At 65.8% G+C, this 23,257-nt stretch carries 23 protein-coding genes and 1 pseudogene; 14 read left to right on the forward strand and 10 right to left on the reverse strand.

What is annotated here, in order from left to right; all coding sequences use genetic code 11:
* A complete protein-coding gene (locus QX073_RS20880; RefSeq protein WP_315711348.1) occupies positions 1-399 on the reverse strand; it encodes a helix-turn-helix domain-containing protein in 399 nt (132 codons plus the stop codon).
* 97 nt (positions 400-496) lie between these two features.
* Here QX073_RS20880 and QX073_RS20885 point away from each other — a divergent pair, with 97 nt between their 5' ends.
* Together QX073_RS20885 and QX073_RS20890 are read left to right on the forward strand one after the other, a co-directional pair.
* Positions 497-1,108 (forward strand): FMN-dependent NADH-azoreductase, encoded by a 612-nt coding sequence (locus QX073_RS20885; RefSeq protein ID WP_316165131.1) that lies wholly within the window; start codon positions 497-499, stop codon positions 1,106-1,108.
* Positions 1,109-1,234: 126 nt separating this feature from the next.
* Positions 1,235-1,428 (forward strand): annotated as a pseudogene (locus tag QX073_RS20890) (transcriptional regulator); the annotation flags it as partial.
* 13 nt (positions 1,429-1,441) lie between these two features.
* On the opposite strand, the gene QX073_RS20895 reads toward QX073_RS20890, so the two are convergent.
* Positions 1,442-1,651 carry a hypothetical protein gene (locus QX073_RS20895; protein WP_315712655.1) on the reverse strand — a complete coding sequence of 70 codons (210 nt, stop codon included), beginning with the start codon at positions 1,649-1,651 and terminating at the stop codon, positions 1,442-1,444.
* A gap of 225 nt (positions 1,652-1,876) precedes the next feature.
* Between QX073_RS20895 and topA the strand changes: the two genes are divergently transcribed.
* The 4 genes from topA to QX073_RS20915 are packed head-to-tail and all read left to right on the forward strand — an operon-like array spanning position 1,877 to position 8,276.
* Positions 1,877-4,648, forward strand: a complete 2,772-nt coding sequence (gene topA / locus QX073_RS20900; RefSeq protein ID WP_316226287.1) for a type I DNA topoisomerase — start codon at positions 1,877-1,879, stop codon at positions 4,646-4,648.
* Between the two features lie 4 nt (positions 4,649-4,652).
* On the forward strand, positions 4,653-7,034 hold the full coding sequence (gene rnr, locus QX073_RS20905; RefSeq protein WP_315752971.1) for a ribonuclease R: 2,382 nt from the start codon (positions 4,653-4,655) through the stop codon (positions 7,032-7,034).
* Positions 7,031-7,477, forward strand: coding sequence for a DUF983 domain-containing protein (locus QX073_RS20910; protein WP_315711344.1), 447 nt, complete (start codon positions 7,031-7,033; stop codon positions 7,475-7,477). Before rnr ends, QX073_RS20910 begins: the two co-directional genes overlap by 4 nt.
* A 40-nt stretch (positions 7,478-7,517) precedes the next feature.
* Complete coding sequence (locus QX073_RS20915; protein WP_315711343.1) at positions 7,518-8,276, forward strand: NUDIX hydrolase; 759 nt, start codon at positions 7,518-7,520, stop codon at positions 8,274-8,276.
* Between the two features lie 15 nt (positions 8,277-8,291).
* On the opposite strand, the gene QX073_RS20920 is transcribed toward QX073_RS20915, so the two are convergent.
* The gene (locus tag QX073_RS20920; RefSeq protein WP_315752973.1) at positions 8,292-8,474 is read right to left on the reverse strand and encodes a hypothetical protein; all 183 of its coding nucleotides are present in this window, start codon (positions 8,472-8,474) and stop codon (positions 8,292-8,294) included.
* 47 nt (positions 8,475-8,521) lie between these two features.
* Between QX073_RS20920 and QX073_RS20925 the strand changes: the two genes are divergently transcribed.
* From QX073_RS20925 to QX073_RS20935, 3 genes are all read left to right on the forward strand, one after another.
* Entirely contained in the window at positions 8,522-9,847 is a 1,326-nt protein-coding gene (locus QX073_RS20925; protein ID WP_316187308.1) for an LLM class flavin-dependent oxidoreductase, read from the forward strand.
* Positions 9,848-9,967: 120 nt separating this feature from the next.
* Positions 9,968-10,135, forward strand: a complete 168-nt coding sequence (rpmG, locus tag QX073_RS20930) for a 50S ribosomal protein L33 (protein WP_015666342.1) — start codon at positions 9,968-9,970, stop codon at positions 10,133-10,135.
* Between the two features lie 221 nt (positions 10,136-10,356).
* Positions 10,357-11,709 carry a globin-coupled sensor protein gene (locus tag QX073_RS20935; protein WP_316194856.1) on the forward strand — a complete coding sequence of 451 codons (1,353 nt, stop codon included), beginning with the start codon at positions 10,357-10,359 and terminating at the stop codon, positions 11,707-11,709.
* 64 nt (positions 11,710-11,773) lie between these two features.
* Here QX073_RS20935 and QX073_RS20940 read toward each other — a convergent pair whose 3' ends face one another.
* The 6 genes from QX073_RS20940 to QX073_RS20965 form a co-directional block, all read right to left on the reverse strand.
* Positions 11,774-12,004 (reverse strand): hypothetical protein, encoded by a 231-nt coding sequence (locus QX073_RS20940; protein ID WP_316165124.1) that lies wholly within the window; start codon positions 12,002-12,004, stop codon positions 11,774-11,776.
* A gap of 146 nt (positions 12,005-12,150) precedes the next feature.
* Positions 12,151-12,849: an aspartate/glutamate racemase family protein gene (locus tag QX073_RS20945; protein WP_316165122.1), complete on the reverse strand. Its 699-nt coding sequence runs from the start codon at positions 12,847-12,849 to the stop codon at positions 12,151-12,153.
* A 254-nt stretch (positions 12,850-13,103) separates the two neighbouring features.
* Positions 13,104-13,505: a DUF1127 domain-containing protein gene (locus QX073_RS20950; RefSeq protein ID WP_316226288.1), complete on the reverse strand. Its 402-nt coding sequence runs from the start codon at positions 13,503-13,505 to the stop codon at positions 13,104-13,106.
* A gap of 467 nt (positions 13,506-13,972) precedes the next feature.
* Positions 13,973-14,380, reverse strand: a complete 408-nt coding sequence (locus QX073_RS20955; protein ID WP_315752977.1) for a DUF1127 domain-containing protein — start codon at positions 14,378-14,380, stop codon at positions 13,973-13,975.
* 1,519 nt (positions 14,381-15,899) lie between these two features.
* Positions 15,900-17,321, reverse strand: coding sequence for a PleD family two-component system response regulator (locus QX073_RS20960; protein ID WP_315718396.1), 1,422 nt, complete (start codon positions 17,319-17,321; stop codon positions 15,900-15,902).
* A gap of 12 nt (positions 17,322-17,333) precedes the next feature.
* Complete coding sequence (locus QX073_RS20965; RefSeq protein ID WP_008964019.1) at positions 17,334-17,699, reverse strand: response regulator; 366 nt, start codon at positions 17,697-17,699, stop codon at positions 17,334-17,336.
* Between the two features lie 217 nt (positions 17,700-17,916).
* On the opposite strand from QX073_RS20965, the gene QX073_RS20970 reads away from it, so the two are divergent.
* Together QX073_RS20970 and QX073_RS20975 are read left to right on the forward strand one after the other, a co-directional pair.
* Complete coding sequence (locus QX073_RS20970; protein WP_316165120.1) at positions 17,917-18,216, forward strand: DUF3572 domain-containing protein; 300 nt, start codon at positions 17,917-17,919, stop codon at positions 18,214-18,216.
* Positions 18,213-19,520: a DNA polymerase IV gene (locus QX073_RS20975; RefSeq protein WP_316226289.1), complete on the forward strand. Its 1,308-nt coding sequence runs from the start codon at positions 18,213-18,215 to the stop codon at positions 19,518-19,520. Before QX073_RS20970 ends, QX073_RS20975 begins: the two co-directional genes overlap by 4 nt.
* Before the next feature lie 8 nt (positions 19,521-19,528).
* Here the strand turns inward: QX073_RS20975 and QX073_RS20980 are convergent, their stop codons facing one another.
* Positions 19,529-20,386, reverse strand: coding sequence for a cell envelope integrity EipB family protein (locus QX073_RS20980; RefSeq protein WP_315718393.1), 858 nt, complete (start codon positions 20,384-20,386; stop codon positions 19,529-19,531).
* A gap of 205 nt (positions 20,387-20,591) precedes the next feature.
* Here QX073_RS20980 and QX073_RS20985 point away from each other — a divergent pair, with 205 nt between their 5' ends.
* The 3 genes from QX073_RS20985 (at position 20,592) to QX073_RS20995 (ending at position 23,198) form a co-directional block, all read left to right on the forward strand.
* Positions 20,592-21,059, forward strand: coding sequence for a RidA family protein (locus QX073_RS20985; RefSeq protein ID WP_315784532.1), 468 nt, complete (start codon positions 20,592-20,594; stop codon positions 21,057-21,059).
* A 75-nt stretch (positions 21,060-21,134) separates the two neighbouring features.
* Positions 21,135-21,887, forward strand: coding sequence for a glycerophosphodiester phosphodiesterase (locus QX073_RS20990; protein WP_315827262.1), 753 nt, complete (start codon positions 21,135-21,137; stop codon positions 21,885-21,887).
* A gap of 102 nt (positions 21,888-21,989) precedes the next feature.
* Positions 21,990-23,198, forward strand: a complete 1,209-nt coding sequence (locus tag QX073_RS20995) for a GNAT family N-acetyltransferase (RefSeq protein ID WP_316226290.1) — start codon at positions 21,990-21,992, stop codon at positions 23,196-23,198.
* Positions 23,199-23,257 lie beyond the last annotated feature (59 nt).

Here is a 23,257-nt window from a genome sequence, read left to right on the forward strand (position 1 = left end):
TCAGTCAGCATCCCTGCGCGCGTCGAAGCGCGAGCGCGCCTGCTCGATCAGCTCCTGGTGCTGCATGGCCCACTGTCCGAGCGCCTGCACCGGCTGCGACAGCCCGCGGCCGAGATCGGTCAGCTCATAATCCACCCGCGGCGGGATGGTCGGAAACACCGTCCGCGTCACCAGCCCGTCGCGCTCGAGGCCGCGCAGGGTCAAGGTCAGCATTCGCTGGGAGATGCCGCCGACGAGCCGCTTCAGCTCATTGAAGCGCTTCGGCCCGTCCTGAAGCATCATGATGACGAACACGCTCCATTTGTCGCCGACACGCGCCAGGATCGAGGCCACACCCCGGCAATCATTATGATTTGGCTGCGTCGGGAGGTCGGGATCATCGCTGTCAGCAGGGGTCATGGCTGTGCCCGGGTTTCAAGAATGTGCGTTCTTGTGGGGTTACAGCACAGTCACTCATAGTGCGCCAGTTACAAACCAATACCGAGGTAACTGACCCATGACTCAACTCCTCCACATCGACTCCAGCGTGCTCGGCCCCAACTCCGTCAGCCGTCAGGTGTCCGCCGCGATCGTCGCACGGTTGCGCCAGATAACGCCGGGGCTGGAGGTGACTTACCGAGATGTCGCAGCCGAGCCGCTGTCGCATCTGTCCGGAACGCATGTCGCCGTCGCATACGGTGCGCCCGTTGAGGATCCCGCAGTGAAAGCTGATGTCGCGGCCGGACAGGCCGTCCTGGAGGAGTTCCTGGCCGCCGATATCGTCGTGATCGGCGCCCCTATGTACAACTTCTCCATCCCGAGCCAGCTCAAGGCCTGGGTCGACCGCATCGCTGTCAAGGGCAAGACTTTCACCTATGGCCCGAACGGCCCGCAAGGCCTGGCCGGTGGCAAGCGTATTATCGTGGCGGTCTCGCGCGGCGGCCATTACGGCGCGGACACGCCGATGGCGGCATTCGAACACCTGGAGACCTATTTGCGCAGTGTCTTCAGCTTCATCGGCGTCACGGATCTCGAATTCGTTGCGGCCGACGGTGTCCAGATCGGCCCGGAGCATCGCGAGCAGGCGCTGGCGAAGGCGATTCAGACGGCCGGCGGTCTCGCCGCTTGAGTCCCTCGGTGGCTGCCGCCGGCAGCCACCGCTTTCAATCCCGGGGGCAGGTCTCAAACCGCCACCGACCCGGCCGGTTAGCCCCGAAAGATCGGCGCTCCGGCCGGCGAGCTCGTGGCACCGCCATCGCCGAAGGGCCGCGGCCTGTTTCCGATCCTGGTCGCACTGCGGCAGTGGAGCGAGGAATTCGACGAGCACCCCGACGAGATCGCCACCGCGCTCGTCGACCGCGCGAACCGCAGGCCGGTTCGCAAGCGCTGCTGACCGCGGAGGACGGCCGGATGCCGGCGCCGGAGGAAACCGCCCTCGCCCCGCGGTGAGCGCGGGCGGCCGTCAGCAGAGCCTGCGGCGGCTGCGCAGCCTCAGATGCTCCTCGGCCTCAAGGTTCGCCATGCGCAGCAGGTAATCGAGCATGTCGAGACGATGGCGCTGCGCCAGATGCGACAGGCTGGCCGTCACCTCGGCGATCAGCGCCGCCGCGGCGTCGGGATCCTCCACCATCGCCTCGACGTCCGGGTCGCTTTTGTCCGCTGCCTTGGCCAACAACCGTCACCCAGCATAAGGAATTTGACGAAAAACAACCTCAAGAGAGCGCGGTTCTCATCGTGCTCCGTACAACCTGATAGGTACTTCGCCGGTCCAACGCAATCGCCTTTCAACATCCCTCGATTTGACAGGAACCCCCTCACCACCCATGTTCGGGTCAACGCAGCCGGCGCGAATCCCGCGAAGCCAGCTTCAATCCTTCCACTAAGCCATTGGAAATACATGAATATCGTCATCGTGGAGTCGCCTGCCAAGGCCAAGACGATCAACAAGTATCTGGGCTCCTCCTACGAGGTTCTGGCCTCTTTCGGTCATGTCCGCGACCTTCCGGCCAAGAACGGTTCCGTCGATCCGGACGAGAATTTCCGCATGATCTGGGAGGTCGATCCCAAGGCGGCGGGCCGACTCAACGACATCGCCAAATCGCTGAAGGGCGCTGACCGGCTGATTCTCGCCACCGACCCTGATCGCGAGGGCGAAGCGATTTCCTGGCATGTGCTGGAGGTGTTGAAGGAGAAGCGCGCGCTCAAGGATCAGAAGATCGAGCGCGTCGTCTTCAACGCCATTACCAAGCAGGCCGTCTCTGAGGCGATGAAGCACCCGCGCCAGATCGACGGTGCGCTGGTCGACGCCTACATGGCGCGCCGCGCACTTGATTACCTCGTGGGCTTCACTCTCTCTCCCGTGCTGTGGCGCAAGCTGCCGGGCGCCCGCTCGGCCGGACGCGTGCAGTCGGTCGCGCTGCGCCTCGTCTGCGATCGCGAGCTGGAGATCGAGAAGTTCGTGCCGCGCGAATACTGGTCGCTGATCGCAACCTTGGCGACGCCGCGCGGCGACACCTTCGAGGCGCGTCTCGTCGGCGCCGATGGCAAGAAGATCCAGCGGCTCGACATCGGCACCGGCGCGGAGGCCGAGGATTTCAAGACCGCGCTCAACGCGGCGAGCTACACGGTCGCGACCGTCGACGCCAAGCCGGCGCGCCGCAACCCGCAGGCGCCCTTCACGACGTCGACCCTGCAGCAGGAGGCGAGCCGCAAGCTCGGCTTCGCACCGGCGCACACGATGCGCATCGCGCAGCGTCTCTATGAAGGCATCGACATCGGCGGCGAGACCACCGGTCTCATTACCTATATGCGAACCGACGGCGTGCAGATCGACGGCTCGGCGATCACCCAGGCCCGCAAGGTGATCGGCGAGATCTACGGCAACAAATATGTGCCGGAGAGCCCGCGCCAGTACCAGGCCAAGGCCAAGAACGCCCAGGAAGCGCACGAAGCGATCCGCCCGACCGACCTGTCGCGCAAGCCGGCCGAGCTACGCAAGCGGCTCGATGACGACCAGGCCAAGCTCTACGAGCTGATCTGGACCCGCACCATCGCGAGCCAGATGGAATCCGCCGAGCTGGAGCGCACCACCGTCGACATCATCGCCAAGGCCGGCGCCCGCACCCTGGAGCTGCGCGCCACCGGCCAGGTCATCAAGTTCGACGGCTTCCTCGCGCTGTATCAGGAAGGCCGCGACGACGAGGAGGACGAGGACGGCCGCCGCCTGCCGCAGATGAGCCCGAACGAGCCGCTGAAGCGGCAGAATCTCGCCGTCACCCAGCATTTCACCGAGCCGCCGCCGCGCTTCTCGGAGGCCTCGCTGGTCAAGCGCATGGAGGAGCTCGGCATCGGCCGGCCCTCGACCTATGCCTCGATCCTGCAGGTGCTGAAGGACCGCGGCTATGTGAAGCTCGAAAAGAAGCGGCTGCACGGCGAGGACAAGGGCCGCGTCGTCATCGCCTTCCTGGAGAACTTCTTCCGCCGCTACGTCGAGTACGATTTCACGGCGGATCTCGAGGAGCAGCTCGACCGCATCTCCAACAACGAGATCGCCTGGCAGCAGGTGCTGAAGGATTTCTGGACCGGCTTCATCGGCGCCGTCGACGACATCAAGGATCTGCGCGTGGCGCAGGTGCTCGACGCGCTCGACGAGATGCTGGGGCCGCACATCTACCCGCCGCGCGACGATGGCGGCGATGTCCGGCAGTGCCCGACCTGCGGCACCGGACGGCTCAACCTCAAGGCCGGCAAGTTCGGCGCCTTCGTCGGCTGCTCGAACTATCCGGAATGCCGCTACACCCGCCCGCTCGCCGCCGACAGCGAGGCCGCGGCCGACCGCGTGCTCGGCCAGGATCCGGACACCGGCCTCGACGTCGTCGTCAAGGCCGGCCGCTTCGGCCCCTACATCCAGCTCGGCGAGCAGAAGGATTACGCCGAGGGCGAGAAGCCGAAGCGCGCCGGCATCCCGAAAGGGACGTCGCCCGCGAGCCTCGAGCTCGACTACGCGCTGAAGCTGCTGTCGCTGCCGCGTGAGGTGGGCATCCATCCGGAGACGGGTCTGCCGATCATCGCCAATCTCGGCCGCTTCGGGCCGTTCGTGAAGCACGACAAGACGTATGCGAGCCTGGAGGCCGGCGACGAGGTGTTCGACATCGGCCTCAACCGCGCCGTCACCCTGATCGCCGAGAAGATCGCCAAGGGCCCGAGCAAGCGGTTCGGCGCCGATCCCGGCAAGGCGCTCGGCGACCATCCCTCGCTCGGCCCTGTCGCCGTCAAGGCCGGCCGCTACGGCGCCTATGTCACCGCCGGCGGCGTCAACGCCACCATTCCCGGCGACAAGGAAAAGGATACGATCACGCTCGCCGAGGCGATCGCCCTGCTCGACGAGCGCGCCGCCAAGGGCGGCGGCAAGAAGGCCAAGGGCAAGGCTGCGGCGAAGCCGGCCAAGGCTGCCAGCAAAGCGGCTGCCAGCAAGGCCAAGCCGAAGACCGGCGGCGACGACGACACGCCGAAGCCGGCGAAAAAGGCCGCGGCGAAGAAGGCGGCCGCCAAACCGAAATCAGACTCCACCAGCAAGGCGCGTGCGCCGGTCGCCAAGGCCGCCAAGACCTCGGCCAAGCCTGCGACCAAGGCGACGCCCAAGAAAAGCGCCGGCAAGGCCCGCGGATGAGAAAATGACCCAAAAGCGCGACATCGGCTTCCCTTCGCGGGAGGCCATCGTCGCCTTCATCCGCGCCAATCCGGGCAAGGTTGGCACCAAGGACATCGCCCGCGCGTTCGGCCTGAAGAACGCCGATCGCGTCGCGCTCAAGCAGTTGCTGCGCGAACTCGTCGCCGACGGCACGGTGAAGAAGAGCGGCCGCAAGAAGGTCGTCGAGACCGCGTCCCTGCCGGCCACGCTGGTCGCCGACATCACCGGGCGCGACAGCGACGGCGAATTGATCGCCAAGCCGGCCGAGTGGGACGAGGCCGAGCAGTCCGAGCCGCCGCGCATCCGCATCCACACGCCGCGTCATGCCGGGCCAGGTTCGGTGGCCGGCGTCGGCGACCGCGCGCTGCTGCGGGTCGAGCCGATCAAGGATGATGGCGGCGTGTCCTATCGCGGCCGCGTCCTCAAGGTGCTGGATCAGGCGCGGCCGCGCGTGCTCGGCATTTTCCGCAGCAATCCAGGCGGCGGCGGCCGCCTGATTCCGGTCGACAAGAAGCAGGCCGGACGGGAGCTCTCCATCGCCCCCGCCGACACCAAGGACGCCAAGGACGGCGATCTCATCAGCGTCGACCTGCTGCGCGGCCGCGGCTACGGCCTGCCCTCGGGCCGGGTGAAGGAGCGCTACGGCTCGGTCGCGACCGAGAAGGCGATCAGCCTGATCGCCATCCATGCCCACGAGATCCCGATGGACTTCTCGGCCGCAGCCGTCGCTGAGGCCGAAGCCGCGCAGCCCGCGACCTTGAAGGGCCGCGAGGACTGGCGCGAGCTGCCGCTGGTCACGATCGATCCGCCCGATGCCAAGGACCACGACGACGCGGTTCATGCCGAGCCGGATCCCGATCCGAACAATGTCGGCGGCTTCATTGTCCATGTCGCCATCGCCGACGTCGCCTACTATGTGCGGCCGGGATCGGCGCTCGACCGCGACGCGCTGATCCGCGGCAACTCGGTGTATTTCCCCGACCGCGTCGTGCCGATGCTGCCGGAGCGCATCTCCAACAATCTGTGCTCGCTGGTGCCGGGCGAAGCGCGCGGCGCGCTCGCCGTGCGCATGGTGCTCGGGGCCGACGGCCGCAAGCGCTCGCACTCGTTCCACCGCGTGCTGATGCGCTCGGCCGCCAAACTGTCCTACGCACAGGCGCAGGCCGCCATCGATGGCAAGCCGGACGACGTCACCGGTCCCCTGCTCGAGCCGATCCTGAAGCCGCTCTATGCGGCCTATGAGGTCGCCAAGCGCGGCCGGGACGCGCGCGATCCGCTCGACCTCGACATTCCCGAGCGCAAGATCCTGCTCAAGAAAGACGGCACGGTCGACCGCGTCGTCGTGCCGGAGCGCCTCGACGCCCATAGACTGATCGAGGAGTTCATGATCTCGGCCAACGTCGCCGCGGCCGAACTGCTGGAGAAGAAGGCGCTGCCGCTGATCTACCGCGTGCATGACGAGCCGACGGTGGAGAAGATCCATGCGCTGCAGGAATTCCTGAAGACGCTCGACGTGCCCTTTGCCAAGAGCGGCGCGCTCAGGCCATCGCTGTTCAACCGCGTGCTGACGCTGGTGGCCGGCCAGGACTACGAGCATCTCGTCAACGAGGTCGTGCTGCGCTCGCAGGCGCAGGCGGAATATTCGACCGACAATTACGGACATTTCGGCCTGAACCTCCGCCGCTACGCGCATTTCACCTCGCCGATCCGCCGCTACGCCGACCTCGTCGTGCATCGCGGCCTGCTGCGCGCGCTGGGCCTCGGTGACGGCGCCCTGCCCGACAGCGAGACGCCGGATCATCTCACCGAGGTCGCGGCGCAGATCTCGGTCACCGAGCGGCGGGCGATGAAGGCCGAGCGCGAGACAGCCGACCGCCTGATCGCCCACCACCTCGCCGACCGCATCGGCGCGACGTTCCAGGGCCGCATTTCCGGCGTCACCCGCGCCGGCCTCTTCATCAAGCTCGACGATACCGGCGCCGACGGCCTGGTTCCGATCCGGACCCTCGGCACGGAATATTTCGACTATGATGAGACGCGGCATGCGCTGATCGGCCAGCGCAGCGGTGCCATGCACCGGCTGGGTGACGTCGTCGACGTGCGTCTGGTAGAAGCTCAGCCGGTGGCCGGCGCGCTGCGCTTCGAACTCTTGACGCAGGCCGACGTGCTTGTCTCGCGCCACGGCCGCCGCGAGCGGCCGAAGGGCAAGGCCGGGATCAAGGCAAGGGCCAAGAGCAAGGCAACGAAGCGCGCCAAGGCCGAGGCGCGGCCGAAGCACAAAGAAAAGAACCGCAAGGAAAGTCAAACGGCAGGGGCAAAACGCAAGCCCGGCACATCGAAGAAAGGCAGATCGTGGACGCCATGACCTCAACGCCCAGCACATTGCCCCCGCAGACGTGGACGCGCGACACCGGCCTCGCCGAGAAGCGCGACGTCTGGACAGCGATGAAGCGCGGCCTGCGCGGCCGCTGCCCGCGCTGCGGCGAGGGCAAGCTGTTCCGCGCCTTCCTGAAGGTCGCGGACAACTGCGACCGCTGCGGCCAGGATTTCTCCGGGCATCGCGCCGACGATCTTCCAGCCTATCTCGTGATCGTCATCGTCGGCCACATCATCGTGCCGCTGGTGCTCTCGATCGAGACCAACTACGCGCCGCCGGTGGCGCTGCAGCTCGCGATCTATCTGCCGGTGACCTTGGTCGCCGCGCTCGCCTTGATTCAGCCGGTCAAGGGCGCCGTCGTCGGGCTGCAATGGGCGTTCCGCATGCACGGCTTCGACGACAATCCGGTGGAAGGCATTCCGCCGGTCTGAGCGACCAGACAATCAACGAATAAGAAAAAGCGGGGAGGACATGAGCGAGACGGCACAGGCCACGGGCGCAGCGGCGGGCAAGCCGGCCGAGAAGGAAGCCGACCATCATCCCTACACCAAGCCGAAGGATGCTGCGACGTTGATCCTGGTGGATCGCAGCGGCACGGTGCCGAAGGTGCTGGTCGGCAAGCGCCACGACAAGGTCGTGTTCATGCCCGGCAAGTTCGTCTTCCCGGGCGGCCGCGTCGACAAGTCAGATCATCGCATCCCCGTCGCAGCGCCGATGCCGGCCGAGCTCGAAGCCAATCTGTTCAAGGGCAAGCCGCAGACGACGGCCTCGCGCGCGAAGTCGCTCGCCGTCGCCGCGATCCGCGAGGCCTGTGAGGAAACCGGTCTCTGTCTCGGACGCAAGGTCGGCGGCTCCGCGCCGAAACTGGACGGGCCATGGGCGCCGTTCGCTGACGCCGGCCTGCTGCCCGATCCCTCCGGCCTGTTCCTGATCGCCCGCGCCATCACCCCGCCCGGCCGCATCAAGCGCTTCGACACGCGCTTCTTCACCGCCGATGCCTCCGCCATCACCCATCGCGTCGACGGCGTGATCCACGCCGATGCGGAGCTGGTCGAGCTGGTCTGGGTCGAGCTCGGCTCCAAGCCGCTCGCCGATCTGCACCCGATGACCAAGAACGTGCTCCACGAGCTCGACCGCCGCCTCGCCACCGGCCCGCTGCGCCACGACGCCCCGGTGCCGTTCTTCCACTTCTACGGCGGCAAGATGCAGAAGGACGTGCTGGGCGGGTGATCGCCGCGTATTCGATCATCCATCGTCGATGATAGCGGTCGCCTCGATTTCGAGCAGCGAGCGGACAATGGTGTCGTCCCGGCGAACGCGGGGATGACACAATTGTTTGGATCGCTTGCTCGGCACTTCATGGAATGAGCGTGCTACGTCCGCCAGCAAAAACGAAATCGTGTTCTGCGGCGGGTTGCTGACACGCATGGGCCGCGTTCCTATCTGCTCAAGATAGCAATCATCGCGGACACCCCATGGCCCCACGTCAACTCAAGCTCGGCGCCTTCATGCGTCCGGTCTCCATCCACACCGGCGCGTGGCGCTATCCCGGCGCCTGGCCGGACGCCAATTTCAACTTCGCGCATCTCAAGCGGCTCATCCGGAAATTGGAGGCCGGCAAGTTCGACGCCTTCTTCATGGCCGATCATCTGGCCGTGCTGAACATGCCGATCAATGCGCTCAAGCGCAGCCACACCGTGACGTCGTTCGAACCGTTCACGCTGCTCTCGGCGCTGTCGGCGGTGACCGAGAATATCGGCCTGATCGCGACCGGATCGACCACCTTCGACGAGCCCTATCACCTCGCCCGCCGCTTCGCTTCCCTCGACCACATCTCCGGCGGCCGCGCCGGCTGGAACATCGTCACCACGTCGAATCCAGATGCCGCGCTGAATTTCGGGCTCGACGACCACATGGAGCATGCCGAGCGCTACAAGCGCGCCCGCGAGTTCTACGACGTCGTCACCGGCCTGTGGGATTCGTTTGCCGACGATGCCTTCGTGCGCGACGTCGAGAGCGGGCTGTTCTTCGATCCCGACAAGATGCACGTGCTCGACCACAAGGGCAAATATCTGAAAGTCCGCGGCCCGCTCAACATCGCCCGCCCCGTGCAGGGCTGGCCGGTGATCGTACAGGCCGGCGCCTCGGAGGATGGCAAGCAGCTCGCGGCGGAGACCGCGGAGGCCGTGTTCACAGGCGGCGGCAGCCTCGCCGATGGGCAGAAGCTCTATGCCGACATCAAGGGCCGCATGGACAAGATCGGCCGTGATCCTGAGCATCTGAAGATCCTGCCCGGCGCCTTCGTGGTGGTCGGCGACAGCGTCGACGAGGCGAAGGAGAAGCGCGCGCTGCTCGACAGCATGGTGCATTACGACAGCGCCATCGCCTCGCTCTCGGTCATCCTCGGCACCGACGCTTCCGGCTTCGATCCCGACGGTCCGCTGCCTGATATCCCCGAGACCAACGCCTCCAAGAGCGGCCGCCAGCGCCTGGTCGATGTCGCCGCGCGCGACCAGCTCACGGTGCGGCAACTGGCGCAGCGGGTCGGCGGCTACGGCGGTCTGTCCTTCGTCGGCACAGCCAAGACGATCGCCGACCAGATGCAGGAGTGGCTGGAAAGCCGTGGGTCGGACGGTTTCAACATCATGTTCCCGTTCCTCCCCGCAGGGCTCGACGACGTCGTCGACAAGGTGATTCCCGAGCTGCAGCGCCGCGGGATCTTCCGGACGGAGTATGAGGGGCCGACCCTGCGGGACAATCTCGGCCTGCCCCGACCGAAAAACCGCTTCTTCGCGGCCTAGGGACCCCAGAATCTGGCCCTCAAACCTTGACTTTGGGGGCTGGCTGGGTAGGTTGCCCGCCAACGGCGCCCCCTCTTTGGCCGGTGCCCACCCCCGATCCCGATTCCAGAGGTTCAAGACATGGCCAAAGCGGTCACCATCAAGGTCAAGCTCGTGTCGACCGCCGACACCGGCTTCTATTACGTTGCCAAGAAGAACTCGCGCACCATGACCGACAAGATGGTCAAGAAGAAGTATGACCCGGTCGCGCGCAAGCACGTCGAATTCCGCGAAGCCAAGATCAAGTAAGATCGCGGTCTGCTGCGACTTCAACGGGGCCGTTTCGGCCCCGTTTTTTATTGCGCGCGATGCTCCCACTGCTGCGGCACGGGCCGTCCGCTTCTGATCGGTCCATTGGCTGCGGCTGAATCTGGTTCCCGACTTAAGGAGCCATCAACCAAACCCGTGCGATTTGGGGTAGCGGCGCACCCCCGTAGCGTCTCCCTCCTTATCTTACCGGCAGACCAGCGATGACCGATCCTCAGACTTTGCAGTCCCGTCTCGATTTCATCGGCATCGACAATGCGACCCGAGAGGCGCTGCGGGAGCTCCGGCCGCTGATCGGCAAGGTGCTGCCCGGCCTGCTGGAGCAGTTCTACGCCCATGTCGGCAAGGTCCCGCATCTCGCCAAGATGTTCTCCAGCCAGGCCGCGATGCGGCACGCCTCGAAGGCCCAGCTCGACCATTGGATGTCGCTGGCGACCGCGAAGTTCGACGATGCCTATGTGAAGTCCGTGACGAGGATCGGCCAGGCGCACAACCGGATGGGGCTGGAGCCGCGCTGGTACATCGCCGGCTATTCGCTGATCGTGACCGGGCTGCAGAAGGCGATCGAGACGGAGATCGCGGACGGCTGGTTCGGCGGCCAGGCGGCCCGCGAGAAGAAGGCCGCGCTGCAGGCTGCGATCACCAAGGCGGCAATGATCGACATGGATCTCGCCATCTCGGTCTATCTCGATGCGGCCAAGACCGAGCAGCACGTCGCCATGCAACGCATGGCCGACGAGTTCGAAGCCACCGTCGGCCAGATCATCAACAAGGTCCATGCGGACGCGCGCACGCTCGAGGTCTCGGCCAACACGCTGAGCAAGACCGCCGAGCAGACCCAGCACCTGTCGGCCAGCGCGGCCTCGGCCTCGGGCCAGGTCTCGACCAACGTGCAGTCGGTCGCCTCGGCCGCCGAGGAGATGACCTCCTCGGTCCATGAGATCGGGCGGCAGGTCAGGGAATCGACCACCATTGCCAAGGAGGCCGTTCGCCAGATCGAGCAGACCGATGTCGGCATCAGCGAGCTGTCGCGCACCGCCGAGCGCATCGGCGACGTGCTCAAGCTGATCACCTCGATCGCCGCCCAGACCAACCTGCTTGCGCTGAACGCGACCATCGAGGCGGCGCGCGCCGGCGACGCCGGCCGCGGTTTCGCGGTGGTGGCCTCCGAGGTCAAGGCGCTGGCGTCGCAGACCGCCAAGGCCACCGAGGAGATCGGCCAGCAGATCGAAGGCATTCAGAGCGCGACGCAGTCCTCGGTCGCCTCGATCAAGCAGATCGGCGGCACCATCCAGCAGATCTCGGAGATCGCCGCCGGCATCGCCGCCGCCGTCGAGCAGCAAGGCGCCGCGACGGGGCAGATCTCGCGCAACGTGCAGGAGGTCGCCGGCGGCACCGCGCGCGTCGTCGGCAACATCGGCGACGTCAGCAAGGGCGCCAGCGCCACCGGCACCGCCTCCGCGCAGGTGCTGTCATCCGCGCACTCGCTGTCGCGCGAGAGCGATCACCTCAAGGATGAGCTGGAGAAATTCTTGCGCAGGGTCCGTGCGGCCTGACTACAAAGAAGGGCGGATCGGCGTTGGCCGTCCGCCCTGCGACGTCGAGACGCTGCGCGCCGGCTTACATCCCGTGGCTCTGGAACACCGCCGAGCAGCGCTTGCTCAGCTTGGCCCGGTTCTGCGTCAGACAATTCTGGACCCCGAAGTCGTCGCCGAGCTGAGCGCGGCAGAAACGCTTGGCGTCGGGCGCGCACGCCTTCTGCTCCTGCGGCGTCCCCATATGGCCCTGAGCCATGGCGAACGACGGCAGAACGGACAGCGACACGGCAACCGCGAACATCAGCTTCTTCATTGGGCGCTCCTCCTTGGGCTGAAACAAAACGTTTCCCGCCCAAGGGGGTTCCGACGGAACTGCGCGTCCGAAGGCCGGATGGCGAGCGTCGCAGCCAATGCTGCCTGCACCTCCCGCTCTGAACGGTCAGCGCCTTGCCGCAATTCTCAGCCGGCGCAGGACGTGGCCCGCGCCAGCGCAGCACGCGCGAGCAGACGCGTCGAATCCAACGTCGGCAGAGGCGAGTTGGCATCGTCGATGATCAGCGGAATCTCGGTGCAGCCGAGCGCGACGGCATCGCAACCTTCCTCCTTCAGCCGCGTGATGATCGCCTGAAACGCGGCGACGGAGGGCGGCTCGAACCGCCCGTAGACCAGCTCATCCATGATGATGCGGTTGGCTTCGATGCGATCGGCTTCTTCCGGACGCGCGAACGCCAGCCCGTGTGCGGTCAAGCTATCCGGATAGACATTGCTGTCGACGAGCCATTTGGTGCCGGTGATGCCGATACGCCCGTAGCCTCTCCTGACCGCTTCCGTCGCGACCACGTCGGCGATGTGCAGCCACGGCAGCGGAGAGCGCGGCAGCACCAGCGGCAGGGCCTGGTGGATGGTGTTGTCCGGGCAGATCAGGAAATCCGCGCCGGCCGCGGCGAGCTTGCGCGCCGAGGTCAGCATCAGCTCGGCGACTCCAGCGAGATCGCCGCGATCGAGGCAGGCCACGTAGTCGGCGAGCGACGGCGTGTGCATCGACACCTCGGGATGGGCATGCGGCCCGAGCAGGTCGGCGCCCTCCTTGCAGATCGTGCGATAGCAGAGCGCCGCGCCCTCGGCGGAGCAGCCGACGATACCGATATGTTTTGCCATTCGTCGTTCCATTCCATCAACGTTGCCGACGATGATAGCGCGAAAAGCGGCCGAGGGTGAACATCACCCCACCGCGCACCATCCTCTGCCATTGCGCGCACAGCGAAGCAATCCAGAGTCCTTGCTGAGCCCTGGCTTGCTTCGCTGTGCTCGCAATGACGCGGTTGCAACAGATCGCGCGCACGACATCGCCAGGGCCGATCACACGCTGATCCGCCCTGCCGAGACATTTGTTCGCACTGGCCTGTTCGCAGCTACATCACGCCGCGGGACATCATGGCGTTCGCTATGTCGAATCTCAGGCGCTCGAGCGCGCGGTGGGCTGCGATATGGTCGAGATCGCCTTGCGTCAGGCCGATATCCACCAGTTGCGCCTCGCTCAGGTCGCATAGCTGGACTCTCATCCGCCTGAGCCGACGGCCTTCCTGAAACACCAGCCAATAGCCCGCGAGCAGGCCGAACAGCCCCGGAGCCGAGATGCCCGGCGGCCCGGCCGCATTCTTTTCCGACAACGCGTCACGCAGCACCGTGACGGATGCGTTGGGTCGCGGCGCGGCTGGCGCCTGGTGCACCGCGTTCTTCACCAATGAGAGGGGGCGATCGCGCGTGGCGGCATTGCGCGCGATCTCGTCTGTGAGATGGGTCTGAGGTGGCATCGGTCGCTCCTGCTGCGTGATGCCGGCAGGGAGCGTGGCCAAACAAAAGGCCCCGTCCGATGCCGGCGGGGCCTGGTGGAATGATCGTGTCGTCGAAATCCTAGCGCACGACTCCTCCCACGGCCCAGCTGCGGCGGGCCGCATGTTTGCGGTTGGAGTTGCGCACGACGTTGATCATGGTTTGTCGGTACCACGATGATTGCGCCAGATCAAGGCATGTAGTTCCTGCGCTCGCAGATGAGCACCTATGCGAGGCTTGTGTTCTGCCGAACTCCCGCAGACGACGTCTCCGGCAGGATAGTGTCCATAGATAAGCGCGATCTCACCTCCGTCGTTGCGAGCGCAGCGAAGCAATCCAGAGTCGTGTGCGGGACCCTGGATTGCTTCGCTGACGCTCGCAATGACGTCGCGGCGACCATCTCGCGCTGTTGGTCGGTTATCCCTGCGTCGCCACTTTCAACGACCAACTACATTCCCCGACGCGAGACGCCGCCCGGATATGGATCATCCCTCAACCTGTCGAGCGTCCGCAGCGCGGCGATGTGCTCGATCTCGGCGCGCGTGATGCCGATATCTGTGAGCTCGCGTTCGCTCAGGTCATGCAGGCAGTCCCGCACGCTCTCGCGGCGTTGCCATTCTTGGATCGCGCGCCAGCACCAGCCGATCAAGCGGATGATCGGCCAGGTCGGCGTTGCCGGCGGACCGGCCGCGTCCTTTTCTGGCGACACGTCTCGCAACGCTGCGATCGACGCTTCGGACTGCATCGATGGCTGCACGCTGTCGATCGCGTCGGTGATTGACGCGATCGAGAGATCGACGTTGAGCGCCGACACGTGCGCAGCGTCGATCGTCGCGTTGGTCTGATGGGGTGGCATCCTCTGCTCCTGCTGTTATGCCGGCAGGGAGCGTGGCCAAACAAAAGGCCCCGTCCGATGCCGGCGGGGCCTGGTGAAACGATCGCAACGTCCAATTCCTAGCGCGCGACTCCTTCCACGGCCCAGCCGAAGCGGGTCATGTGATAGAAGTTGACGATGCGGACCGATTTGCTCATGTCACATAAGGTATCATGGCACGCACGCAACATCAAGGGATATTTGGGCGCCCCACATCCTGGCGGCGAGTTGTTGTAGATCGACCGCGCGAGCACGGCGGGCGGATTGGCGTCAGCTCAATCTGCCGATTTGCGGCGAACGTGAAGCGGCGCGCTGATCCGCCCTACGGAGTGCGGACTACCAGCTGAAATGTCCACATCGGGCACACTCCACAAACATCAGACGCTCTCTCGTCCGAGATACGTCGGAATGAGTCCACAACCATCCGGCCTTGCGCGCTGACCAGCGCTACGTACCGCGCCCCGCCATGAACCGATCCAAGATGTCAGCCAGCGAGCCCGAAACGCCTCCCAAGACCATGAAAACCAAAAGGTTGGTCTGCACACCGAGCGCTTCGAGGACCAAGACTCCACACAACATCAGCACGCCGGCCAAAACACCCATGCGAAGCATGGCTTCATGCCTTTTCCCTAACAAGAGAGCAACGCCGCAACCAAGCTAACATGAGACGCCTGAAGTTCGTAGGGCCGATCAGCGTCGGCCTGATCATCAGGGGTCCATCCTGAAGCATTGAGATGAGGAAGCGATCTCCCCATCGAGCGCCCCCGAGACGGTCCTGCGCCGAAGACTAACTTTTCGAACGCTTTCAACGAGATCGCTCTCGCCGGCTATCCAGATCGCAATTTTTTACTTTCGCTTTTCCAGAATTCATGCTATCCCCCTGCACATCCCACCTCGCCAAGAGGGGCGCATCGCGATCGTCACGAGCGTGAGGTGGGCTGCGGTGGGCGTGTCGGGTTGCAGCGTGGCTTGTCCGCGCCGACGAACATCCTGATGCGCACGGTGAAGCCGTGTGGTCCTGGCCTCCCGATGCTGAGGCCAAGCGGGCGCTGCGACGAAGCGCGCTCGCGACGGGGGCAAGAACGCCGGTCCCCGGGGAGAGCGCGGAGTAAGCCGTAAAGCCATCGCGCAGGGAGGGCCGGATGTCCGGCTCGTACCTGTGGTTCTGCCGCGTGCTTTCTTTCTGCACGCGGACCATGGGTGCGACCAGCACCCGGCCTTCCCTGCGCCCTCTGTTATCGAAGAGGGCTTTGATTGGCACAGCTCGGGCGCGGAATGCGCGGCGAGGATGAAGAGTGATGTGTGGAAACAATCGGCTCCGCACTCGCCGTCATTCCGGGGCGCCCGTAGGGCGAGCCCGGAATCCATACTCCCGATCGTGGTTATGGATTCCGGGCTCGCGCTCCGCGCGCCCCGGAATGACGATGTGGAGAAAGATGACGCTATTCGCCAGCAACGGATGCTCAGCGGCGGTCACACGGGACCGCCGCCCTGCCCCTCTCTAGCGGCCGCGGCCGGCGGCTTGCGGCAGGAACGGCGCCGGCTGATGCACGGGGGCGATCGCCACCGCGCGGTTGCGGCCCTCGTTCTTGGCGCGGTAGAGCGCATTGTCGGCGCGCTTCATGACGTCGGCGATCGGCTCGCCCTTCTGCTCCAGGGTCGACAGCCCGATCGAGGTCGTGACCTCGATGCGCTTCTCGCCCTTGTGCACCGAGAACGGCTCGTTGGCGACCGAGCGCCGCAAGCGCTCGGCGACCATGCCGGCGACGTGCAGGTCGGTTTCGGGCATCACGATGACGAACTCCTCGCCGCCATAGCGGCAGGCGAGATCGATGCCGCGGATCGACTTGCGCACGCGCATGGCGAACTCGCGCAGCACGTCATCGCCGGCATCATGGCCATAATTGTCGTTGATCGACTTGAAGTAGTCGATGTCGAGCATCATCAGCGCCAGCGGCTTGCCACGGCTCGCGGCCTGGTCGGCGAGCGTCGAAAGATGCGTCTCCATGTAGCGGCGATTGTGCAGGCCCGTCAGCGCGTCGGTGATCGCCATCTCGATCGAGTTCTGGACGTTGTCGCGCAGATGGTCGGTGTAGCGGCGCTTGCGGATCTGGGTGCGGGCGCGCGCCAGCAGCTCGTTCTTGTCGACGGGACGCAGCAGATAATCGTTGACGCCGATCTCCAGGCCGCGCAGCAGCCGCGAATTGTTCTCGGCTTCCGCAATCGCGAGGATCGGCACCTGCCGGGTGCGTTCCAGCGAGCGCAGCTGGCTGCACAGCCGCAGGCCGTCGTAATCGTTCAGGTCGAGCGAGACGATGACGAGGTCGTAATTGCCTTCGGCGGCGTTGAACACGGCCTCGGCGGGATTGGTCTCGACGTCGATGGCATGCTCGGTCGCCAGCATCGGCCCGAGCCGCTCGTAGGACGACGGCCGGTCGTCGACCAGCAGCACCCGCCCGCCCTTGCCGGCGTCGGCAACCGCGTTGCGCTCGGGCGCCTGCACGCCGATCTCGAGCGAGGTCAGCGCGCGCATGCGCAGCTCGTCCGTCATCATCTTCAGCCGCGTCAGCGAGCGCACGCGCGCGATCAGCACGACGTCGGAGACGGGCTTGGTCAGGAAGTCGTCGGCACCGGCCTCCAGGCCGCGCACGCGGTCGGACGGGCTGTCGAGCGCCGTCACCATGACAACCGGAATGAAATGCGTGGCCGGATTCGACTTCAGCCGGCGGCAGACCTCGAAGCCGTCCATGTCCGGCATCATGACGTCGAGCAGGATGATGTCGCATTCGGCGCGCTGGCAGATCTGCAGCGCCTCGGCGCCGTTCGCGGCGGTCAGCACGTCGAAATATTCGGCCGACAGCCGCGCCTCCAACAGCTTGACGTTGGCCGGGACGTCGTCGACGACGAGGATACGCGCGGACACTGCAGAAACTCCTTAGCCGATAAAGCGGCGTACCGTTTCAATGAATTTTCCGACCGAGATCGGCTTGGAAAGATAGGCTTCGCAGCCACCCTCGCGGATGCGCTCCTCGTCGCCCTTCATGGCAAAGGCCGTCACCGCCACCACCGGGATGGCACGCAAATCCGGATCGTCCTTGATCCATTTCGTCACTTCCAGGCCCGAGACCTGCGGCAGCTGGATGTCCATCAGGATCAGATCGGGGCGGGTCCGGCGCACGATGTCGAGCGCCTCCACGCCGCTGGACGTACCGGACGTCTGGTACCCGTGGGCTTCCAACAGATCGCGGAAGAGCTTCATGTTGAGCTCATTGTCTTCCACGATCAGGACGGTCTTGCCCATCCGCCCCTCCGAATCACTGACACCGGCATGTCCTCTGGCGGACGCCTGTCCACCGCTACTCATCTAATTCAAACTAGCCCCAGATTCGTTCTAAGCCGTTAAGTCGGTATTCGATCTTTCCCCGAGATGGTTTCCACTTGCTTGAACCCATTCCGAAGACTCGGGCATGATGGGCGCAAAGTAGAGCCGACAAGTTAACGGAAAGGCAAATCCGCCGTTGAAAAAGCCCGTTCGAAATCCGCGCGAAGTCGCTGAAATCGTTGCAGTTCAGGCCCTCGGCTTCCTGGCCGGCGAACCGGAGCGGCTGGGCCGCTTCCTGGCCGAGACCGGGATTGGGCCGGAGACGCTGCGATCCTCGGCGGCCGACCCCAATTTCCTGGTCAGCGTGCTCGATTTCATGCTGCGCGACGACGAGACGGTAAAGGCTTTTGCCGCCCACTCCAAGTTACATCCGACCAATATCATGGCAGCACGGCAGGTATTGGGCGACCGGCAGTGGGAGCGCGACGTGCCGTGACCGAGCGGGCGCCAGCGAGCGGGTCGCGCGCGGTCGCCGGGCCGGCCTGCTTCTGCCGCGACTGCCTGACGGACCTCGATGATGGCGCGCGCCGCTGTACGGTCTGCGGCTCGCCGCGCCTCGTCCGCCATCGCGCCCTGCCCGCGCTGACGCTGGCCCATATCGACTGCGACGCGTTCTATGCGACCGTCGAGAAGCGCGACAATCCCGAGGTCGCCGACCGGCCCGTCATCATCGGCGGCGGCAAGCGCGGCGTGGTGTCGGCCGCCTGCTACATCGCCCGCACCTATGGCGTGCGCTCGGCGATGCCGATGTTCAAGGCACTGGAGCTGTGTCCCGCGGCGGTCGTGATTCCCCCGGACATGGCGAAATATGTCCGCGTCGGCCGCGAGGTCCGGCAGGCCATGCAGGCGCTGACGCCGCTGGTCGAGCCGCTGTCGATCGACGAGGCGTTCCTGGACCTGTCCGGGACCGAGCGCGTCCACGGCATGATCCCGGCAAAGGTGCTGGCGCGCTTCGCCCGCGAGATCGAGCAGCGCATCGGGATCACCGTCTCGGTCGGGCTGTCCTGCAACAAGTTCCTCGCCAAGATCGCCTCCGATCTCGACAAGCCCCGCGGCTTCGCCGCGCTCGGCCAGGACGAGGCGCCGGCGATGCTGGCCGACAAGCCCGTCGGCTTCATCTTCGGCGTCGGCCCCGCCACGCAGCAGCGGCTGGCGAACCAGGGCTTCCGCACCATCGCCGACCTGCAGCGTGCCGACGAGATCGAGCTGATGAAGCAGTTCGGCGGTGACGGCCGCAGACTGTGGCGGCTGGCGCGCGGCATCGACGACCGCAAGGTCGTCGCTGATCGCGGCGCCAAGACGATCTCCAGCGAGACCACCTTCGACACCGACATCCGCGACTACGCGACCCTGGAAAAGACCCTGTGGCGGCTGTCGGAGAAGGTGTCGGCACGGCTGAAGGCGAGCCAGCTCGCCGGGTCGACCATAACGCTGAAGCTTAAAACCGCGGACTTCCGCCAACGAACGCGCTCGCAATCGATCGCGGCGCCGACGCAGCTCGCCGGCAAGATCTTCGCAATCTGCAAGGAGATGCTGGCGCGCGAGACCGACGGCACGGCGTTCCGGCTGATGGGCGCAGGCGTCAGCGCGCTGCGCCCGGGCTCGGAGGCCTCCGACACCGACATGCTCGACCGCCGCTCGGCCTCGGCCGAGCGCGCGATCGATGCGCTACGCAAGAAGTTCGGTCAGGCCGCGGTCATCCGCGGCATCGCCTATGACGGCCCGGAGCAGACGGAATGATGCCCCGGTCAATTGCTGCAAGGCTTGCCGTCCTTCACGTCCTTGACGTCGAACTTGCCGAGCGCGCCGGCGATGACGAAATCATTGTAGTCGAGCACGAGCGCGCGCGAGACGCCGTTCTCGTAGAGCTCGAACGACATCGCGTAGACTGGCGTCTGCTCGCCCTCGGCCCGCTTGGCGTCGCGGTCATAATAGCTGACCGTCACCGGCCAGCGCGTCATCTTCTTCATCTCGTCATTGTCGGTCGAGGCGTCGGGCTTGGCGGCCGCCTTGTCGGCCGGCACGGGCGCACCGATCACGGTCAGCGTGTTGTAGACCTTCTCGCCATTGTCCGAGCCGTCATAGACCGTCAGCTCGAGCAGCGACTTGCCCTCGCGCGCGGCGGCGATGATGCGATGAATCTGCTCGGTCGGAAACACGGTCGAGCCGTCGAGCGTGAAGGTCTTCGCCTCGGGCTGCTTGAGCTTGACGGTGATGTGATCGCCGGTGCGCTCGGCGATACCGTCGACCGGGCTGGAGGCCTGCTCGTTCATGCGCGAGTCGATCTTGAAGCGGTAGCTCTTGCCGGCGCCGTCCTCCCACGCGGTGGAGCGCAGGTCGCTCAGGGTCACCTTGCCCTCACCGAGATCGAGCTCCGAGACCTGGCGGAATTCCGAAGTGTAGCCGTTGCAGGCGTTGCCAGAGAAATTGTAGAGGATGCGACCGCGCGCGCTGTTGACGGGGCTCGAGCCGCGCGACTTGACCAGGCTCAGGTCATAGAGCGCCTGATGCGGCAGGAACGGCACAGCCGCCCCGGCCTGCGCCGGACCGAACGTGATCGCCGCGACGGCGAGCGCTCCCATCGACAGTCGGAACGAATGAGCCATGAGTTTTCCTCGGAGGACGTATCGCTGAACCGTCACATTAGAGATCGCTGCATTGCGTCGCAACTGCGGCTGTCTCACGGAAACGTGCGCTTAAAGCGCCGGAATCGCGTCGGTGCTGGCTGCTTGCATGTCACTGGCAACTGCGCCAAACAGGGCCGCGGTCCGGCACGGGACCGGCTTTCAGGCGACAGAACGGGGATTCGAGATGGCGGGTACGGTTGAACAGAATCTGGCGGCACAGGGCATCACACTGCCGGCACCAAAGGCGCCGGTGGCCAATTACGTCCCGTTCGTGCGCACCGGCAACCTGCTGTTCGTGTCGGGCCAGGTCTGCCTCGGCGCCGACGGCAAGATGATCGCCTCCGGCAAGCTCGGCGGCGGCGTGTCGATCGAGAACGGCTATGCGGCCGCGAAGGGCTGCGGGATCAACCTGCTCGCCCAGGTCAAGGCGGCGGTCGGCGATCTCGACAAGGTCGTGCGCGTGGTCCGGCTCGGCGGCTTCGTCAATTCGGCGCCCGATTTCCTCGACGGGCCCAAGGTGCTCAACGGCGCCTCCGACCTGATGGTTGCAGCGTTCGGCGACAAGGGCCGGCACGCCCGCACCACCGTCGGCGTGTCGGCGCTGCCGTCGGACGCGGCAGTGGAAGTCGAAGGCGTGTTCGAGGTTGAGTGAGAGAGAGCGCATGATCCGGAATAGTGCGCGGCGGTTTTCCGACGAGATCATGCGCCAGCAAAACGGACGGGGCGAATGCGCGCACCTGACTGGCTGACGGCCCGCCCCGTCGCCCATCGCGGCCTGCACGATGCTGATCGCGGCATCATCGAGAACATGCCGGCCGCCGCACGCGGCGCCGTGGCCGGCAACTTCGCCATCGAATGCGACATCCAGCTGTCGGCCGATGGCGAGGCCATGGTGCATCACGACTATGATCTCGGCCGCCTCACCGAGGGCACCGGCCCGCTGATCGAGAAGACCGCGGCAGAGCTGAAAGCGATCAAGTTCAAGCAGACCGACGAGCAGATGATGACGCTCGGCGACCTCTGCAACCTGATCGCCGGGCGCGTGCCGCTGGTCATCGAGGTCAAGAGCACGTTCCAGGGCGATCGCCGGCTGGTCCGGCGCATGGCCGAGGTGCTGGCGTCCTACTCCGGCCCGGTGGTCGGGATGTCGTTCGATCCGGACCAGGTCCGCGCCTTGCGCGAGACCATGCCGACGCTGACGCGCGGCATCGTCGCGCAGCGCAGCTACGAGGACGGCTACTGGGCCAAGCTGACCCAGGCGCAGCGCGACAGCATGCTGCATCTCAAGCATGGCTTCAGCAGCCAGCCGCATTTCGTCGCCTATTGGGTCGAGCAGCTGCCTGCGCCTGCCCCCTGGATCGCGCGCAACGTGTTCGGCTGCCCGCTGCTGACTTGGACCGTCCGCACCCCCGAGCAGCGCGCCGCCGCAGCCCGCTATGCGGATCAGATGATCTTCGAGGGGTTTACGCCGGAGACGTGACGCCGGCCTTGAACTCGCTGCTGCGATGCACGATCTTCAGGGCGTGGCATCTGGGGCGTCCCGGCCGGGGCGTGCCGTGCCGGCCCGTTTGACAAGGATTCGATGGCATCGCCTGAGATCACGCTCGAAGCCGTTCCCGGGATCAACGAGGTCCCGGCCGCAGCATGGGACGCCTGTGCCAATCCCGAGGGCCGCGTCAGTCCCGGCTCATCTTCCGCCTGCGGGCGCGGCTACAATCCGTTCATCTCACACGCGTTTTTCTCGGCGCTCGAAGCCTCCGGCTCGGCCACCCTGCGCACCGGCTGGGCGCCGCGCCATCTGGTGGCGAAGATGGGTGACGAGGTCCTCGGCGTCGTGCCGTGCTACCTCAAGTCCCACTCCCAGGGCGAATATGTCTTCGACCGCGGCTGGGCCGATGCCTATGAGCGGGCCGGCGGGCGCTACTATCCGAAGCTGCAGGTCTCGGTGCCGTTCACGCCGGCCACAGGGCCGCGGCTGCTGATCCGCGCCGACCAGGACCGGGACATGATCGGCAATGCCCTCGCCCAGGGACTGAAGGCGCTGTGCGGGATCAGCGAGGCGTCCTCGGTCCACGTCACCTTCGCCCGGCAGGCCGAATGGGAGCTGCTCGCCGCGCAGGGCTTCCTGCAACGCACCGACCAGCAGTTCCACTGGCACAATCAGGGTTTTTCCAACTTCGACGATTTACTGGCGACGATGAATTCGCGCCACCGCAAGGCGATCAAGCGCGAGCGGCGCGACGCATTGGCCGCCGGCATCACCATCCATTGGCTGACCGGCAAGGACATCACCGAGGACGCCTGGGACGCATTCTTCGAATTCTACATGGAGACCGGCTCACGCAAGTGGGGCCGGCCGTATCTCAACCGCAAGTTCTTCTCGCTGATCGGCGAGAGCATGGCCGACGACGTGCTGCTGGTCATGGCCAAGCGCGAGAGCCGCTGGATCGCCGGCGCGATCAACTTCATCGGCTCGGACACGCTGTTCGGGCGCAACTGGGGCGCCATCGAGCACCACCCGTTCCTGCATTTCGAGGTCTGCTACTACCAGGCGATCGACTTTGCGATCCAGCACAAGCTCCAAGTCGTCGAAGCTGGCGCTCAGGGCGAGCACAAGATCGCGCGCGGCTACCTGCCGCAGACCACCTACTCCGCGCACTACATCGCCGACCGCGGCCTGCGCCGGGCCATTGACGACTATCTCAAGCGCGAGCGCGCCTATGTCGAGGAAGCCGGCCGCGAGCTCGCCGAATCCGCCCCGTTCCGGAAAGGCATGGACGAGCCGTCTTGACCGGCGACACGCGCCGGTGAGAGTAAGGCGCACCAAGAGGAACCGCTTAAGGGACTGCC

The sequence above is a fragment of the Bradyrhizobium sp. SZCCHNS3052 genome (assembly GCF_032484495.1).
In the GTDB taxonomy this organism is placed as follows: Bacteria; Pseudomonadota; Alphaproteobacteria; order Rhizobiales; family Xanthobacteraceae; genus Bradyrhizobium.

What these genes read in the sequence shown, in the direction of transcription:
- QX073_RS20880 (WP_315711348.1), bottom strand. Translation starts at nt 399, where the DNA reads ATGACCCCTGCTGACAGCGATGATCCCGACCTCCCGACGCAGCCAAAT.
- QX073_RS20885 (WP_316165131.1), top strand. Translation starts at nt 497, where the DNA reads ATGACTCAACTCCTCCACATCGACTCCAGCGTGCTCGGCCCCAACTCC.
- topA (WP_316226287.1), top strand. Translation starts at nt 1,877, where the DNA reads ATGAATATCGTCATCGTGGAGTCGCCTGCCAAGGCCAAGACGATCAAC.
- rnr (WP_315752971.1), top strand. Translation starts at nt 4,653, where the DNA reads ATGACCCAAAAGCGCGACATCGGCTTCCCTTCGCGGGAGGCCATCGTC.
- QX073_RS20910 (WP_315711344.1), top strand. Translation starts at nt 7,031, where the DNA reads ATGACCTCAACGCCCAGCACATTGCCCCCGCAGACGTGGACGCGCGAC.
- QX073_RS20915 (WP_315711343.1), top strand. Translation starts at nt 7,518, where the DNA reads ATGAGCGAGACGGCACAGGCCACGGGCGCAGCGGCGGGCAAGCCGGCC.
- QX073_RS20920 (WP_315752973.1), bottom strand. Translation starts at nt 8,474, where the DNA reads ATGCGTGTCAGCAACCCGCCGCAGAACACGATTTCGTTTTTGCTGGCG.
- QX073_RS20925 (WP_316187308.1), top strand. Translation starts at nt 8,522, where the DNA reads ATGGCCCCACGTCAACTCAAGCTCGGCGCCTTCATGCGTCCGGTCTCC.
- rpmG (WP_015666342.1), top strand. Translation starts at nt 9,968, where the DNA reads ATGGCCAAAGCGGTCACCATCAAGGTCAAGCTCGTGTCGACCGCCGAC.
- QX073_RS20935 (WP_316194856.1), top strand. Translation starts at nt 10,357, where the DNA reads ATGACCGATCCTCAGACTTTGCAGTCCCGTCTCGATTTCATCGGCATC.
- QX073_RS20940 (WP_316165124.1), bottom strand. Translation starts at nt 12,004, where the DNA reads ATGAAGAAGCTGATGTTCGCGGTTGCCGTGTCGCTGTCCGTTCTGCCG.
- QX073_RS20945 (WP_316165122.1), bottom strand. Translation starts at nt 12,849, where the DNA reads ATGGCAAAACATATCGGTATCGTCGGCTGCTCCGCCGAGGGCGCGGCG.
- QX073_RS20950 (WP_316226288.1), bottom strand. Translation starts at nt 13,505, where the DNA reads ATGCCACCTCAGACCCATCTCACAGACGAGATCGCGCGCAATGCCGCC.
- QX073_RS20955 (WP_315752977.1), bottom strand. Translation starts at nt 14,380, where the DNA reads ATGCCACCCCATCAGACCAACGCGACGATCGACGCTGCGCACGTGTCG.
- QX073_RS20965 (WP_008964019.1), bottom strand. Translation starts at nt 17,699, where the DNA reads ATGGGCAAGACCGTCCTGATCGTGGAAGACAATGAGCTCAACATGAAG.
- QX073_RS20980 (WP_315718393.1), bottom strand. Translation starts at nt 20,386, where the DNA reads ATGGCTCATTCGTTCCGACTGTCGATGGGAGCGCTCGCCGTCGCGGCG.
- QX073_RS20985 (WP_315784532.1), top strand. Translation starts at nt 20,592, where the DNA reads ATGGCGGGTACGGTTGAACAGAATCTGGCGGCACAGGGCATCACACTG.
- QX073_RS20990 (WP_315827262.1), top strand. Translation starts at nt 21,135, where the DNA reads ATGCGCGCACCTGACTGGCTGACGGCCCGCCCCGTCGCCCATCGCGGC.
- QX073_RS20995 (WP_316226290.1), top strand. Translation starts at nt 21,990, where the DNA reads ATGGCATCGCCTGAGATCACGCTCGAAGCCGTTCCCGGGATCAACGAG.